General features: G+C 57.9%; 12 protein-coding genes. 4 read left to right on the forward strand and 8 right to left on the reverse strand.

Annotated features, from left to right (window positions below; translation table 11 throughout):
• Window positions 1-75: 75 nt before the first annotated feature.
• Window positions 76-1467, reverse strand: coding sequence for an MFS transporter (locus ACTH3D_RS09130; protein ID WP_441666760.1), 1392 nt, complete (start codon window positions 1465-1467; stop codon window positions 76-78).
• 142 nt (window positions 1468-1609) lie between these two features.
• On the opposite strand from ACTH3D_RS09130, the gene ACTH3D_RS09135 reads away from it, so the two are divergent.
• Complete coding sequence (locus tag ACTH3D_RS09135) at window positions 1610-1780, forward strand: hypothetical protein (RefSeq protein WP_441666761.1); 171 nt, start codon at window positions 1610-1612, stop codon at window positions 1778-1780.
• Window positions 1781-1783: 3 nt separating this feature from the next.
• Window positions 1784-2713, forward strand: coding sequence for a lysophospholipid acyltransferase family protein (locus ACTH3D_RS09140; protein WP_441666762.1), 930 nt, complete (start codon window positions 1784-1786; stop codon window positions 2711-2713).
• Between the two features lie 148 nt (window positions 2714-2861).
• Here ACTH3D_RS09140 and ACTH3D_RS09145 read toward each other — a convergent pair whose 3' ends face one another.
• The 3 genes from ACTH3D_RS09145 to ACTH3D_RS09155 form a co-directional block, all read right to left on the reverse strand.
• Window positions 2862-4673: an acyl-CoA dehydrogenase C-terminal domain-containing protein gene (locus tag ACTH3D_RS09145; RefSeq protein WP_441666763.1), complete on the reverse strand. Its 1812-nt coding sequence runs from the start codon at window positions 4671-4673 to the stop codon at window positions 2862-2864.
• Window positions 4674-4819: 146 nt separating this feature from the next.
• Window positions 4820-5581 carry an SDR family NAD(P)-dependent oxidoreductase gene (locus ACTH3D_RS09150; protein ID WP_441666764.1) on the reverse strand — a complete coding sequence of 254 codons (762 nt, stop codon included), beginning with the start codon at window positions 5579-5581 and terminating at the stop codon, window positions 4820-4822.
• 35 nt (window positions 5582-5616) lie between these two features.
• Complete coding sequence (locus tag ACTH3D_RS09155; RefSeq protein ID WP_441666765.1) at window positions 5617-6195, reverse strand: TetR/AcrR family transcriptional regulator; 579 nt, start codon at window positions 6193-6195, stop codon at window positions 5617-5619.
• A gap of 141 nt (window positions 6196-6336) precedes the next feature.
• Between ACTH3D_RS09155 and ACTH3D_RS09160 the strand changes: the two genes are divergently transcribed.
• Complete coding sequence (locus tag ACTH3D_RS09160) at window positions 6337-7524, forward strand: acetyl-CoA C-acyltransferase (protein WP_441666766.1); 1188 nt, start codon at window positions 6337-6339, stop codon at window positions 7522-7524.
• Window positions 7525-7650: 126 nt separating this feature from the next.
• Here ACTH3D_RS09160 and ACTH3D_RS09165 read toward each other — a convergent pair whose 3' ends face one another.
• The 4 genes from ACTH3D_RS09165 to ACTH3D_RS09180 form a co-directional block, all read right to left on the reverse strand.
• Window positions 7651-7914, reverse strand: coding sequence for an Lpp/OprI family alanine-zipper lipoprotein (locus ACTH3D_RS09165; protein ID WP_441666767.1), 264 nt, complete (start codon window positions 7912-7914; stop codon window positions 7651-7653).
• Window positions 7915-8092: 178 nt separating this feature from the next.
• Window positions 8093-8743 (reverse strand): L,D-transpeptidase family protein, encoded by a 651-nt coding sequence (locus ACTH3D_RS09170; protein WP_441666768.1) that lies wholly within the window; start codon window positions 8741-8743, stop codon window positions 8093-8095.
• Between the two features lie 189 nt (window positions 8744-8932).
• Window positions 8933-11563: a type I DNA topoisomerase gene (gene topA, locus ACTH3D_RS09175; RefSeq protein ID WP_441666769.1), complete on the reverse strand. Its 2631-nt coding sequence runs from the start codon at window positions 11561-11563 to the stop codon at window positions 8933-8935.
• A 276-nt stretch (window positions 11564-11839) separates the two neighbouring features.
• Window positions 11840-14344, reverse strand: coding sequence for a DUF3141 domain-containing protein (locus tag ACTH3D_RS09180; protein ID WP_441666770.1), 2505 nt, complete (start codon window positions 14342-14344; stop codon window positions 11840-11842).
• A gap of 357 nt (window positions 14345-14701) precedes the next feature.
• On the opposite strand from ACTH3D_RS09180, the gene ACTH3D_RS09185 reads away from it, so the two are divergent.
• The coding region (locus tag ACTH3D_RS09185; protein ID WP_441666771.1) for a lipoyl synthase at window positions 14702-15350 on the forward strand (649 nt) is incomplete at its 3' end.

Consider the following 15350-nt stretch of genomic DNA (forward strand, 5'->3'; position numbering starts at 1 on the left):
AAAATAGCGGCATCGATAGTAGGGTAACTATACACAATCTGGCCATTATCCCTAGGTCTCAACGCGCCCAGAGGGCTACTCGGGCCTGAGGCGAGCGAGTGACGACTCAAGCTCGGTCTCCTCAGGAAAATAAGTGACACAGAGCTCGTCCTCCAGCGGCGGCCCCACCAGCGGCTCGACCACCTCCACGTCCTCGACGGCACCGGACAGATCCTCGCCGTACTCATGCTCGGTAGCGCCTTTGACCAGCTCCTCGGTCACCACAAGCTCTGCACCCGCTGAGCTGTAAGGCGTGGTCGACGAGAACGGTGCCACTGGTAGCGGTGCCGGTCGGATGCTACGTCGCCAGATGAAAAACAGCAGCAGAAACAACCCCAGCGACCCCAGCGACAAGAACAGCCCGCTATCACCTGCCACCGACATCACCGAGGTAATCACTGGCGGACTGATCGTCGAGCCAATCGCGTTGATCAGCAGCAGTCCCTGGCTCATGCGCACCAGCGCACCCGCAGGAGCACGATCAGCGGCATGGCCCAACGCTACCGGGTACAGTGAAAACACGCCCCCACCCAGCAGGAACAATAAGCTAGCCAGCCCCCAGTCCGACAGCGACAGCCAGACAATACCAGCCGATATCAGCACGCAGAACGCTCCCAGCAGAATCAGCACCAACTGACGGTCATGACGGTCCGACCAGCGTCCCACCGGGTACTGCAGCAGCATGGCACCGAGCACCATCACTGCCATCAACTGACCAACCTGGTCAAGATTATGGCCAACCCGCTGCAGATATAGCGGCATCAGCGAATAGACCGCCGCCACGGCCAGTCCCGAACCGAAACTGCCCATGACACCGGTAGGCGTCAACGAGACCAGCTGAAACGGCGATAGCGGCTCGGCTTTTTCCAGCAGCGGCGTCACCCGGGGAATCAGTACCATGGGCAGTACCGACAGCGAGGCCAGCAGACCGATCAGCATGAATGGGGCAGTGGGCACCATATCCTGAGTCAGGCCCAGCAGCAGCTGGCCCATCACCCCGGCGGCATACAGCGAGATCATGTAAAGCGCCAGCAAACGTCCCCTTACTCGCGGCTCACCGGCCGCCAGTAACCAGCTTTCGATAACCAAGTAGACACCGACCGTTGCCCAGCCTCCCACAATGCGCAGAGCGAACCAGGCAACCGGCTCATACCACAGACCTTGCAGCAGCACAGTCACCGCCACCAACGAGGCAAAGCCGCCATAGGCACGAATATGCCCGATGGCCAGCAGCAAGCGGTCATTGAGCATCGCACCCGCGACCAGCCCAATATAAAATGCAGACGACACCAGACCAATCACCAACGACGACTCACCGGCGGCATCCAGACGTAAAGAAATCAGGGTAGCCAGCAGGCCATTGCCAATGCCGAGGATGAACAGGCCCAGCAATGGGGCCAGGGCCATAAGTAATAACTGCCGGGACATAGCGTGCGCGTCTCCACCAGTGAAGAGATAGCGGGAAAAAAGCACCGCTCCGGAGCCAGTAGGTGTCAGCCCTGTGGCCGGCGTCGATGACGCGCTATGATAGCAGCTCTTCATGCCACTCATGACACGACAGGAACACAGCATGACGCTGAATAAAGTGGCTCACCCGCAGACGCCGGTCGAGCACCATCAAGAAACGGACACCACCATGGCCGTGGTCTTCCGTAGAGTTTTCCGGGCGTGCTTCATGTCGGGCTTTAAAGGCCTGCAGGAACAGCCAGCATTCGCCAACATCGACACCCGGTTTGTGTAAGACATGGAAGATCTGTCAACGCGCAGCGACGCCTTTCGCGCCAGAGCCACTACCACCCTGTGGCGTGGATTATCCCGCTGGCGCCTCCGTTCACTGTGGTGGCTGGCCCGGCTGGTGGGACCAGCCGTCATGCAGTTCAGCCGCCGCGAGCGTGAAGTCACGCTGATCAATCTTGCTCAGGCCTATCCTGAGCTTGACCAGAAGCAGCGCCATCAGCTGGCCCGTAACAGCCTGGTACACTCCAGCGCCAGCATGCTTGAACTGGGCTTTGCCTGGATGGGGCCAACCGAGCGCATCGATGCCTCAATCATTGCCGTAAAAGGCCGTGAACTGCTTGATGAAGCCCGCCAGCAGGGCCGTGGAGTGATCGTGTTGGCGCCACACTTCGGCAATTGGGAAATACTCAACTTCTGGCTCTCTAGCCACTTCCCATTCACTGCGATGTACGAGCCTCCGAAAATCAGGGCGCTAGATGCAGTCACACGTCACGGCCGTGAGCGGCAAGGCGCATCGCTGGTACCGACCAACCCACGCGGCGTAGCATCGCTACTCAAGGCACTCAAGCGCAGTGAAGCCATCGGCATCCTGCCTGACCAGGAGCCAGACTGGGGTAGTGGCGTGTTTGCTCCATTCTTCTACCGTGACGCCTATACCGCCACCCTGCTTCCCAAACTGGTCGCCCGCACCGAAGCCCGAGTAGTGACCGGCGTTGCGCTGCGTGAGCCGGGCCGGGGCTTTGTCATTCACTTCATGGCTGCTGATGAGCGTGTCTACAGTAATGACGAAACCACCTCTGCGACCGGCGTCAATGCCTGTGTTGAGTGCGCCATTGCCCTTGATCCAGCCCAGTACCAGTGGGAATACAAACGCTACCGCAAAACCCATGAAGAACAGATCAGTCACCCGGACTTCAAGCGCTACCGGCTGTACTGAAAACTGTTCTATAAAAACTGCCTGAAAAACTGCTCTGATAGGCCGTACTGATATCGCCTCAGTAAATCGCTGCTGCGAATAGCAGAACAGCGCGGCGGGTCAAACCCGCCGCGCTGTTCTAACGTTCAGACATCGATTCAACCACCGCTCAGATTTCGAAACCCAGTCCGAAATCATTGGCGCTGATTGCCATTAGCGATTCACCGCCCGCCTGAATGTTCTGCTGATGCGTCCGGGTGCGCGGCAACATACGCTCGAAATAGAAACGCGCCGTATTGATCTTGGCCTGATAAAACGCCGCTTCGCTGCTACCGGCATCGATCGCCGCCCTGGCCTTGCTGGCAGCACGGGCAAACAGATAAGCCAGGGTGACGTAACCTGAATACATCAGGTAGTCGACGCTGGCTGCGCCCACCTCCTCGCGATCGCTCATAGCCTTCATGCCAACCGCCATAGTCAGTTCGCCCCACTCTTTATTCAGCTTGGCTAATGGGCGGACAAATTCAGCCATACCTGGGGCACTTTCTTCTGCCTGGCAGAACTTGTGGACCTCCTTGGTGAAGATTTTCAAGGTCTCACCCTGATCCATCAGCACCTTGCGTCCCAGCAGGTCAAGCGCCTGAATGCCGGTAGTGCCTTCGTAGAGCAGCGTAATGCGCGAGTCACGCACGAGCTGTTCCATGCCCCACTCACGAATGAAACCGTGACCGCCAAACACCTGCAGCCCTTCATTGGTCGCTTCGAAACCGGCCTCGGTAAGAAACGCTTTGACGATAGGCGTTAGTAGACCCAACAGTGACTCAGCATGTTCACGCTCGCCGGCGTCGTCACTTTTTTCTACCACATCAACCAGCTGGCCAACATAGAGCACCAGCATCCGACCACCTTCGGCAAAAGCCTTCTGAGTCAGCAGCATGCGGCGTACATCAGGGTGAACAATAATCGGATCGGCCGGCTTGTCAGCCGCCTTTGTACCCGACAGCGCACGCATTTGCAGACGCTCGCGAGCATAGGCCAACGAGTTCTGGAAACTGGTTTCGGTCAGACCAAGGCCTTGAATGCCTACCCCAACCCGGGCTGCGTTCATCATGGTGAACATGCACGCCAGGCCCTTGTTGGGTGCCCCCACCAGATAGCCCTTGGCGCCATCGAAGTTCATCACACAGGTAGCGTTCCCGTGGATTCCCATCTTGTGCTCCAGCGAGCCACAGGTGACGGCGTTGCGCTCTCCGGGGTTTCCTTCACTGTCAGGCAGGTATTTGGGCACCACAAACAGCGAAATACCCTTGGAACCTGACGGCGCATCAGGCAGCTTGGCCAGCACCAGATGCACGATGTTCTCGGCCAGATCATGCTCGCCGGCAGAAATGAAGATCTTGGTACCGCTGATGTCGTAGCCTTCATTGCCATCAGGCACAGCGCGGGTCTTGATCAGGCCCAGATCCGTCCCGCAGTGCGGCTCGGTCAGGCACATGGTGCCTGTCCATACGCCTTCCACCAGCTTGGTTAGGTAAGCGGCCTTTTGCTCATCGGTACCATGATGGCGCAGCGCATCAGCAGCACCCTGGGAAAGTCCCGGATACATACCCCATGCCAGATTGCTGGAGCAGATCATTTCCGATAGTACCAAGGCCAGCGAGTGCGGAAGCCCCTGGCCACCGTGCTCGGTATCTGCAGCCAGGCTCGGCCAGCCGTTTTCGACATACAGCTGATAGGCTTCCTTGAAGCCATCGGGTGCGGTGACTTCGCCGTCTTTCAGCTGACATCCCTGCTCGTCGCCCTGCCGGTTCAGTGGTAGCAATACATCCCGGGCAAAGCGTGCGCCCTCTTCAAGTACAGCACTTACCACATCGGGAGACACCTCATCGCCACCGGGCAGGCTGGCGTAGTGGGTCGGGTAATCGAGCAGCTCGTCCATGACGAAACGCAGATCGCGAAGGGGAGCTTGATAGTCTGGCATGTTATTTTCCTCGGCTGCAGGCGCTAGAGAATGAAAGCGCCGATTCAAACGCACGTTTGATAGCGGCAACGACCCAACAGCGAGTCAAGTGTTCGATTGAAAATCTGCAAGCCTGCCTGCTGCTCCGAACCATCAGCATCACCGAATCACTGCATGCGGATACCGCCATCGAGGCGAATCACTTCACCATTAAGCATAGTGTTGGTGATAATCTGCTCTGCCAAGTGAGCAAACTCATCGGGCCTGCCCAGGCGCTTGGGAAAAGGCACTGCCGCAGACAGCGAGTCCACCGCGTCTTGGGGAATGTCACTCATCATCGGGGTTTCGAACACTCCGGGTGCAATGGCCATGATACGGACACCGTGACGTGACAGCTCCCTGGCCGCCGGCAGACTCATCCCCACCACGCCGGCTTTGGACGCACTGTAAGCACACTGCCCCACCTGGCCATCAAATGCTGCCACCGAGGCAGTGTTGATGATCACGCCACGCTCGTTGTCATCTCCCGGAGGATTGGTTGCCATAGCAGCTGCCGCCAGACGCATCACGTTGAAGGTACCCACTAGGTTGATCTGCACGGTACGCGCATAGGCATCCAGGTCAGCGGGATTGCCTTGGCGATCCAGTAACTTGGCCACACTGACCACACCAGCACAGTGCACTACACCGTCAAGCTGACCACCCAGCGCAACAGCGGCCTGGACCGCCGCCTGAATCTCCTCGGCAGACGTCACATCGCCGCGTACCGCGGCGGCGGCATCCCCCAAACGCTTCGCATGGGCCTCAACAGCATCGCTGAGATCACACAGCACTACGCGGCCACCAGCAGCCACCAAGCGCTCAGCGGTGGCGGCACCCAACCCCGAGGCAGCGCCAGTAATCAGAAAGGTCTTGTTGTGTATTTGCATATCCTTCTCCTGGGGAGTTCACGTTGCAGCTCCAGTCAGCGGCTGCGCTGAGTAATCAGGGTCACCAGCTCATCAGCCAGCTCCTCGGGTGAGCGCTTTCCTGCCGGGTCGTACCAACGCACCGTCCAGTTCAGCGCTCCCATCACAAAACAAGACACCAGAAAGCGGTCACCCTCAACCAGGCCTGCAGACAGCGCCTCATCGATTACCATTTGCCACAGCGCCTCGTAGGCATCGCGCAGGTGGGCCAGGTACTCCTTGGCGGGCTGATCCAGGCGGCGCCACTCATACAGCGCCACCACGTGGGCATTGCGGTCGGTAAGCAGGGTTTCAAGGTGTGCCCGGGCCATGGCATGCAACCTTGCCTCAGGACTGCTGTCACACTGTTCAAGTGCCTGATGCGCGATCGTCAAAGCATTGTGGGTACCCTCTTCGATGACAGCAGCAAGTATTTCCTGCTTGTCGCTAAAATGATGGAATAGACTGCCCGATTTGATGCCCATTTCCTGGGCGAGCATACGCACCGTCGTGCGGTCGTAACCTTCCTGGACGAACAGCTGAGCAGCCTGGCGTGTTAGCTCCTTGCGACGCGGAGAGTCATTCACTACATTCATCGATGGCCACCCTAGCGCTTGCTTGGTTAACTGCGAGCAAACCATAGCAATAACGACGGGTCAACGCCGTGCAAGACGCAAGTGATCCGCTCGCGCGACATGCCCGATCTCACATCCACCCCGACGCCTGGGAGATACATCATGAGCCAGTTCGACGATATTGTTTTTCTTTCCGCCGCCCGCACACCCATGGGCGCCATGCTGGGCAGCCTCTCCAGCATGAGCGCACCAGAGCTTGCTAGCGTTGCCATTCGCGCCGCCATCGAGCGCTCTGGCATCGAGGCGTCCAGTATTGATGAGGGCATCATGGGCTGCGTGCTGCCTGCGGCAGTCAAGCAAGGACCAGCCCGGCAAGCGATGCGCCAGGCAGGTATTCCCGATGCCATTGGTGCCACAACCATCAACAAACTGTGCGGTTCGGGCATGAAGGCCACCATGCTGGCCCACGACTTGATTCGTGCCGGCAGCACAGATGTCATGCTGGCCGGCGGCATGGAGTCGATGTCCAATGCGCCACATATTTTGACCCGCGCGCGCAGCGGCTATCGCCTGGGCCACGGCGAGCTCAAGGATCACATGTTCCTGGACGGGCTGGAGGATGCCGAGACCGGCAAACTGATGGGCGTTTTCGCCCAGGACGTGGCCAGCGAACGCGGCTATACCCGCGAGCGCATGGATGATTTTGCTATCGCCTCACTCGAGCGTGCCATGCAAGCCAGCAACGCCGGCCATCTCGATGCCGAAATGGCGCCGGTCACCGTGTCAGACCGCAAGGGCGATACCCTGGTTAAGCATGACGAACAGCCTTTCCAGGCGCGCATCGACAAGATTCGCGAGCTGCGCCCCGCCTTTGCCAAGGACGGCACTATTACTGCCGCCAATGCCAGCTCTATCTCCGATGGTGCCTCAGCGCTAATTCTGTCGAGCCAGTCAGCCGCCGATCGTCATGCTGTGAAACCGCTGGCACGCATGCTGGGCCATGCGACCCACTCTCAGCACCCCAGCGAATTCACCATTGCCCCAGTCGGTGCCGTCGAGAAGCTGCTGAAGAAGCTCGACTGGCGCGTCAGCGACGTGGACTTGTTCGAGATCAACGAGGCTTTTGCCGTCGTCACGCTGATGGCCATCGACGATCTCGGCCTGCCCCACGACAAGGTCAACGTGTTTGGCGGCGCCTGTGCCCAGGGACACCCGATTGGCTCCACCGGCTCGCGGATCATTGCGACGCTGATCCACGCGCTGAGAACTCAGGGCGGAAAACGTGGCATCGCCAGCCTGTGTATCGGTGGCGGCGAAGCAACCGCTGTGGCTGTAGAACTGGTTGACTGATGCCCCTGGCCAGATACGAAACGCACCAACGACAACGACAAAGGCCCTGCCAAGGGCAGGGCCTTTGATGCAGTGCATTGGATCAATGCACCGACACACCATACTGCCGAGGCAGCGTCTGGTGTTTTACTTACGCATGTTGCGTTCGAACATGCGGTTCATCTCTTCACGGTTCTGCTGAGACATCTGCAGAGCTGCCTGCGCATCACGCTGCGCCTGGTTGGCAGTGTTCATCGCCTGGGAAGCCATTCCGAGAGCTTCTGCAGCGTCAACCTGTGCGGCTTCAGCAGTGACACGAACGTCTTCCAGAGCGCTTGTGGATGCACAACCAGCCATAACAGCCATGGCAGCAGCAGCAGCAGTCAGCTTCAGAGTGTTCTTGATAGTCATAAGATTCCCCTTAGGATTTCTTTGGTATTACACGTTGATGTTGCCTGTAGAACAGGCTCCCTGCACATGCAGGATTTATACAGCCTAAATCGACTGTTTGCCAGGTGCCAGAGGCTGTTGTAAAAAATAATCGCAACAACACTGGACCAAAGACGAGAATTAACTGTCTGAGTGAATCCTAACGGATCACGACCCTCGTGCCAATGTCGACTATCGACGACAGACGTGCAATTTCGTGATCCTCTACTGCAACACAGCCGTCTGTCCAATCCATGCGCCGGTGAACTTCAGCATCCGCCTCACCAATGCCATGGATACCTATGTACCCGCCAAGCACAGTTTGCTGAGGGGGCGTCCCATTAAGTCGATAGTACGCGAAATAGTCATCATAATCCTGTTGGCTATAAACACCAGTTTCAAGCGCCTGACGCGCATGAAAGGGTGTTGGATAATCCAGGCCGATAAAAAAATTAAATCTGCTTTCAGGGTTAAAGCGGGTAATGTGAAACTCCCCGAGTGGCGTGATGCGACCACCCTCAAAGCGTTGAGCCGAGGAACCGCCCCGTCCTACTGCAATCGGTGAAAACGACTCCAACAACGTATTACCCTGAAAAACTCTCAGTCTCATTTCCTGCTTATCTATCAGCACCCATATCTCACTTGCATACCTCGGGCTGCTAGCCTGTGTCAGCAACTTCCCCATGCTCAGATCGACTTCAGCTGACGGTTCGAACAGCAGGTTTTTCATCAAACCCGCATCAGCTGAGCCTACTACCAAAATGGAGCCCAGCGCGATCAATCGGCAGAAACTACGGCGCGTCAGTGACATCTATCGTCTATCCTCCCTGATCTGACTATGCATTATATTGGGCTTTCCAAATAACGCCAAGCTACCGTCTGTTACCTGCATTGCACATGAATACTGCCTTTTTTACCAATTTCAATGCCTCACGCACAGATAATGGTTTACCGTTATTCACTGCACAACCCAGGTAATACCAGTACTTTTAACGATGTGCTACTTACGCTTGTCCTCAACCTGCCAGCGACTGCCATCAAAGGTCGCCTTCCATCCTGACGCCTTGCCATCCTGTTCGGTCATCACGAACTGCTCCTTGGTCTTGCGCGAGAAACGGATCTGGGTCGGACGCCCATCCGGATCTTCGCTCGGCGCATCGAGCAGGTAATGATACTTCTCGGGCAGCGCCTTGCTGTGCGCCTTGAGCTCGCGCACCAACGGCGGACGCGTTTCACGGTTGCGTGGGAACTTGCTGGCTGCCATGAACAGGCCGCTGGCTCCGTCGCGCAACACATAGTGATCGTCGACCTTTTGACAGGCAAGCTCCGGCATGTCAATAGGATCCATCTTGGGCGGGGCCACTTCGCCACTCTTGAGCAGCTTGCGCGTGTTCTTACAGCCTTCGCCAGTGCAGCCGAAATACTTACCGAAACGTCCTGACTTGAGCTGCATCTCGCTACCGCACTTATCACATTCTATAACCGGGCCTTCATAGCCCTTGATGCGAAAGCGCCCCTGCTCTACCTCATAGCCACCACAGTCGGGGCTGTTACCGCAGATATGCAGCTTGCGAGTTTCGTCAATCAGGTAGCTGTCCATGGCCGTGCCGCAAATAGCGCAACGCTGCTTGGCACGCAGCGCATCAGTTTCTGCGGCTTCATCAGCATCAGCTGCCACGGCCTCGTCACCGGGCAGCAGATCCATGGTTGTCTTGCAGCGCTCCTTGGGTGGCAAGTTATAGCCACTGCAACCCAGGAAAACACCTGTAGAGGCCGTACGAATCTGCATTTTTCGCCCACAGGTCGGGCAGTCAATGTCGGTGGGCACCGGCTGATTGGGCCGCATGCCCTCTTCGCTCTCGGCCACCGTCAGCTCTTCACGAAACTCGGCATAAAAGGCATCCAGTAGTTCGCGCCAGCGGCGTTGCCCCTGGGCCACCTCGTCGAGGTTGTTTTCCATACGCGCGGTGAAAGAATAGTCCATCAGGTCAGGGAAGGACTCGGTGAGCCGCTCACTGACAATGTCACCCAGTTTTTCCGCATAGAAGCGCCGGTTCTCTAGCCGCACATAGCCGCGGTCCTGAATGGTCGATATGATCGCCGCATAGGTCGAGGGCCGGCCAATACCTTTCTTTTCCAGTTCCTTGACCAGGCTGGCCTCGGTGTAGCGCGGCGCTGGCTTGGTAAAGTGCTGTTGAGGGTCCAGCGCTTCCAAGCTCATCGGTGTGCCCTTGGCCAGGTCCGGCAGGGCCTGATCCTCGTCTTTGCGCCCCATAGGCTTCATGACCCGGGTATAACCGTCGAACTTGAGCACACGGCCACGCGCCTTGAGCTCATAGCCGTCAACTTCAACAATCAGTGAAGTCGACAGGTACTCCGCCGGCGGCATCTGACAAGCCACAAATTGACGCCAGATCAGCTCATACAGCCGCTCTGCGTCGCGCTCCATACCGGCCAGGTCGGTGGCGCGGCGTGACACCTCAGACGGGCGGATCGCCTCATGAGCCTCCTGGGCGCCGTCCTTGCTGCTATAGCTATTTGGTGAGTCTGGCAGGTATGACTTGCCAAACTCCTGATTGATATAGTCTCGTACGCTATCCACTGCTTCCCGGGACAGGTTCGTGGAGTCGGTACGCATATAGGTGATGTAACCCGCCTCATAAAGACGCTGAGCCATCATCATGGTTTTCTTTACCGAGAAGCCCAGGCGACCACTGGCTGCTTGCTGCAACGTCGAGGTAATGAAAGGCGCATTCGGTCTGGAGCGGGTCGGCTTGTCTTCCCGGGCAGTAATGACCAGCGCCGCCTTGTGCAGCCCGGCAATGCTTTCCAGCGTCTCAGCCTCGGACGTCGGCCGGAACGCCTTGCCGTTGTGGCGCACCAGCTCGAAGCGGATCGGCGCTTCGCCTTCAGCAGCCAGATCGGCATGCACGTCCCAGAATTCTTCGGGCACAAACGCTCGAATTTCACGTTCGCGCTCGACGATCAGCTTCATTGCTACCGACTGCACCCGGCCAGCGGACAGCCCGCGGGCCACCTTTGCCCACAACAGCGGTGACAACATGAAGCCGACCACACGGTCGAGGAAGCGCCTAGCCTGCTGCGCCTCAACCCGCGGCATATTGAGCTGGCCCGGGTCCTTGAAGGCTTCCTGGATGGCGTTCTTGGTGATTTCATTGAACACCACGCGCCGATAACGCTCACCGTCTCCGCCGATGGTCTCGCGGAGATGCCAAGCGATTGCTTCCCCTTCGCGGTCCAAGTCCGTCGCGAGATAGATGGTGTCGGCCTTTGCCGCCAGCTTTTTCAGCTCGGAGACAACCTTTTCCTTGCCCGGCAGCACCTCGTAGCGCGCTTCCCAGCCATTGTCCGGGTCAATTCCCATGCGCCGTATCAGCTGGGTGTGCGCCTTGCGCTTGCGATGCTCGGCTTTGTCTTCAGGCGACATCTTGCGCGTCAGAGCCGCCTGCCGCGCACGCTCCTTGGGGTCCGAGGCCTGCTTACCAGAGCCGCTGGTCGGCAGGTCACGAATGTGCCCCACACTCGACTTAACGATGAAATCATTGCCGAGATATTTGTTGATCGTCTTGGCCTTGGCCGGCGACTCAACGATGACCAGTGACTTGCCCATAGTGCTCCACACTTTTGTAATTACGAAGGCCGAGGAAAGCGAAACGCCAGGCTGGCAATAGCTGTGCCAGCTCCTCGGTAACCAGACTCCCGCGATGGCAGCCCAGCCAATGGAATCGCGCTTACCCTACCCCAGCCACCGTCATCGCGCCAGTAGACGCTCTGGATTTATACACGGCAGGCAACATTGAAAACCCCCGCAGCATCCGCTGCGGGGGTTCGGGACTGACTGGAGTCAGCCGGACATCAACGCCAACCGCAGGCAATCGGACTCGCTTCAAGAGCCCTTTTTCTGCGACTTCTGCGACTTGGCCCCCTTGGCCTTTGTGGTGCCGCTCTTTTTTCTGGCGACCTTAGTGCTGGCAGCCTTGGTAGTGGACTCGGGCGAGCTTTGCCTCTTCACTGCCGCTGCAGGTACATCGACAACTGGAAGTGTTTTAGTAGGCTTAGCTTCAATATCACTCTTGGCCTCTACAACGGTTTTAGACTCAGCAGCAGGCTCAGCATCGACAGACAGCTCAGCGTCAATAGCGGCCTCAGCAGCAACCGTAGACTCATTGTGAACTCCAGGCTCAACATCGATCAGCAGCTGCACGTCCGGCCGGGCCTGAGCAAACAGCTTCTGGATTCGCTCAAGCCGCACGCCCGCATGATTACTGAGCCCGCCTTTTGCGGCTAGCACGTGCTCGATATCTTCAAGGTGACTATCAATGTTGTCAGTGGAAAGTCCCTCCAACATGGTCGGGATAGCAGCCAACGCCGCTTTCAGGTCGTGGCTGAGCGCAGCCGCCTGCTCACGCACCAGCTGCTTGAACTCAGCCAGACCAGCGGTTGTCCCCAGCTTTTCGTGCAGGGTCCGCAGACGATTGAAGCTTCGCCCGTCAGTGGATGCTGAGCCGCCCAGAATATAGATGACCGAGCGCATCACTGCGGCTTCGCCACCACCATCGGCCAGGCTCTGGGACACTTCCAAACTCCGGCGCTCCAGAAAGCGGCGATGTTCCGGCTCAGTACCCGGGCTGCGGCGATGCACATGGGCATCTCCACCCAGACCGACCAGCGCTTGCAACAGCGGCTGTCCATAAATATCAAGAAACAGTCGTTCGGTGCTACGGTCGCGCAGCTCGCGGAAGGCATCCAGCACGTGCGTGATCTGACTCGACAGCACCCCTTCCAACGCACGGAACACATTGTCCTCACTGACCGAGTGACGGTGCTGGCGAACCATCTCAGCAACCACTGGCACCTGTGCCATCAGCGGATTGCTGTCAGACCACAGGCGGTAGCCCATGCGGTTAGGGTGCATACGACGCATCCAATGCGCCGACTCAGGCGTTGCCACGGCCTGAATCGCCGGCCGAATGAACTGCCGGTATAGCCCCAGATTGATCTCTGAAATCCTCGCCAGTGTAGCGAAACGCTGGTCATCTTCAGGGCGATGCTGAATTTCCTGGTTCAACTCCTCAAAGTTACGAGTCTGGAATTCCAGCAAATAGTCACGCTCAATGACTTCACCATCAGAACGCTCATCAGCACGCGACACCGTGGTTTCATAGAGCCCCGGCGGCAACACGTCGATGAAGTCCATGTTGGCGGTAAACTCAGCATGCTCCTTGCGTGACACACTGCCCGACACAAAGATGCCCAGATGGCCGGTGGTGTCGTGCATGCAGTAAACAATGGTCTGGTCATTGGCCACGACGTCATGTTGGTCGTCATACAAATCACGAATCCAGCCGAGTGCTTGGGGCGGCGGCGTAATGTCATCACCCCGCGAGCAGAACACCACCACTGGCGAACGCAGATTGCGCAGGTCGATGCGGCGACCATCAGATGTCACCAGTTGGGCGGTAGACAGGCGGTTTCCGATAAACAGGTTATCAACGATGTACTGAATCTCTTCGCCACCCAGCACCACGTGCCCACCCCACCAGCGCTCGAAATCCAAATAGCGCTCGGCCTCTGTATCGACCTGAGAGTACAGCTGATACTGCTTGCGCCACAGAGTATTGGCAGGATTGAGACGCTCAAAATTTTCCACCAACCCAGCTCCGTCGAACTGACCGGCACCCATGTCACTCATCAGCGAGGTTATCCAACTGCCGCCGGTCATGCCGCCCGTGTAGCGCATCGGCGCACCGCCTCGTTCACCGGCCCAGTAGGACAGCGGCGCACCGGCGATCAGTATCGGACCGAACTCATCGGGCTCCAGGGAGGCGGCCATCATGATCTGCCAGCCCGCCTGACAATTGCCGACCACCATGGCCTTTTCGTCAGTTAACGGGTGCAGAGAGTTCACGTGGCGAATGAAAGCAATTTCGGCCTCAACCACGTCTTCGACAGTTTGCCCCGGCTCAGGGTAAGGTAGAAAACCGATGAAGTAGCAGGGGTGTCCGGCCTTCAGCGCTACGCCAAGCTCACTGTCGGGCTTGAAGCCGCCGATGCCCGGCCCATGTCCGGCACGCGGATCAACCACCACAAACGGACGCATTTGCGGATCCGTTTCCATTCCATCAGGAGGCAGAATCCGCAAAAGTTCATAGTTAACCGGGCGCGCAAAGGAGCGACCATCGAGAAGCTCTTCAGAGTCGAAGCCCAGTACATTAGGCTTGGTCTGGGCAATATGCTCGATATACTGGTTGCCGCGCTGACGCATGACATCCATGTACAACACGCTACGTTGCAGCGTGTCGCGCCAGTAGTCGTAAGCAGAGCGCCCGAAGCCAAAGGGATCGAGCATTGATAAGGCAGTGGGTGATAGCGTCATCATCTCAGGGGGCATACAAGGTCTCTCCATCCGGCGTTATGGAAGTCAACAGCCGTGACCATGGCAGTATGAAACACCTGGGTTTCATCGCCATCATTATAATTTTTCATGATATCCATGAAAGTAGCCGATACAACCATGCTGCGATGCAATATAGCGCAAAAACCACTTTGGTGCGAGACACTTTGTCAGCTTATTACACTTGTTTCATGCATGGGAGCCACTTCGCCGCACTACCGCCCTGACTGTCAAGGCATTACCGGCTTATGGTACGCTTGGCTAGTCTGAATTATTTCGCTTATCGTCGGCCCGGTAGCAGAATCATCGGGTCGCCACGCTAGGTGACACGCCGCCGTGGAGAGGTATATCAGCATGAGCGAGCAGAGCTCACACCGGGTGACCAGCGGAAGTAAATACCGCAACGCCCAGGGTACGACAGCCATCAAGGATGGCATGAAACAGCGCACCAGCAGCGAGTCCGAAACGGATCTTGGGCGCAAGCCCTCATGGCTACGTGCCCAGATACCGGCAGGACAGCGCTTTGAGGCTGTCAAACGCAATGTCAGTGACCACCGGCTCAGCACGGTGTGCGCTGAATCGCACTGCCCCAACATGGGCGAGTGCTGGAGTAACGGCACGGCCACCATCATGCTGATGGGGTCTGTCTGCACTCGGGCCTGCCGCTTCTGCGCTGTCGATACCGGCAACCCCAAAGGTTGGCTGGATGCTGAAGAGCCTGATAACACGGCCAAATCAGTCAAGTTGATGGGGCTGCGCTATATCGTGCTGACCTCGGTAGACAGGGACGACCTGGAAGATGGTGGCGCCGGACACTATGCGGCCTGCATCCGGGCCATCAAGTCGCTGACGCCAGATGTCGTGGTTGAAGCGCTGACGCCGGATTTCGACGGTCTGCACAGTGCCATTGAAGAGGTGGTCGATTCTGGCCTGGAAGTGTTTGCCCAGAACGTGGAGACCGTGGAGCGGCTCACCCAACGCGTGCGTGACCCCCGCGCTGGCT

Origin of the sequence: Halomonas sp., assembly GCF_052095765.1 — a bacterium.
Lineage (GTDB): Bacteria > Pseudomonadota > Gammaproteobacteria > Pseudomonadales > Halomonadaceae > Halomonas.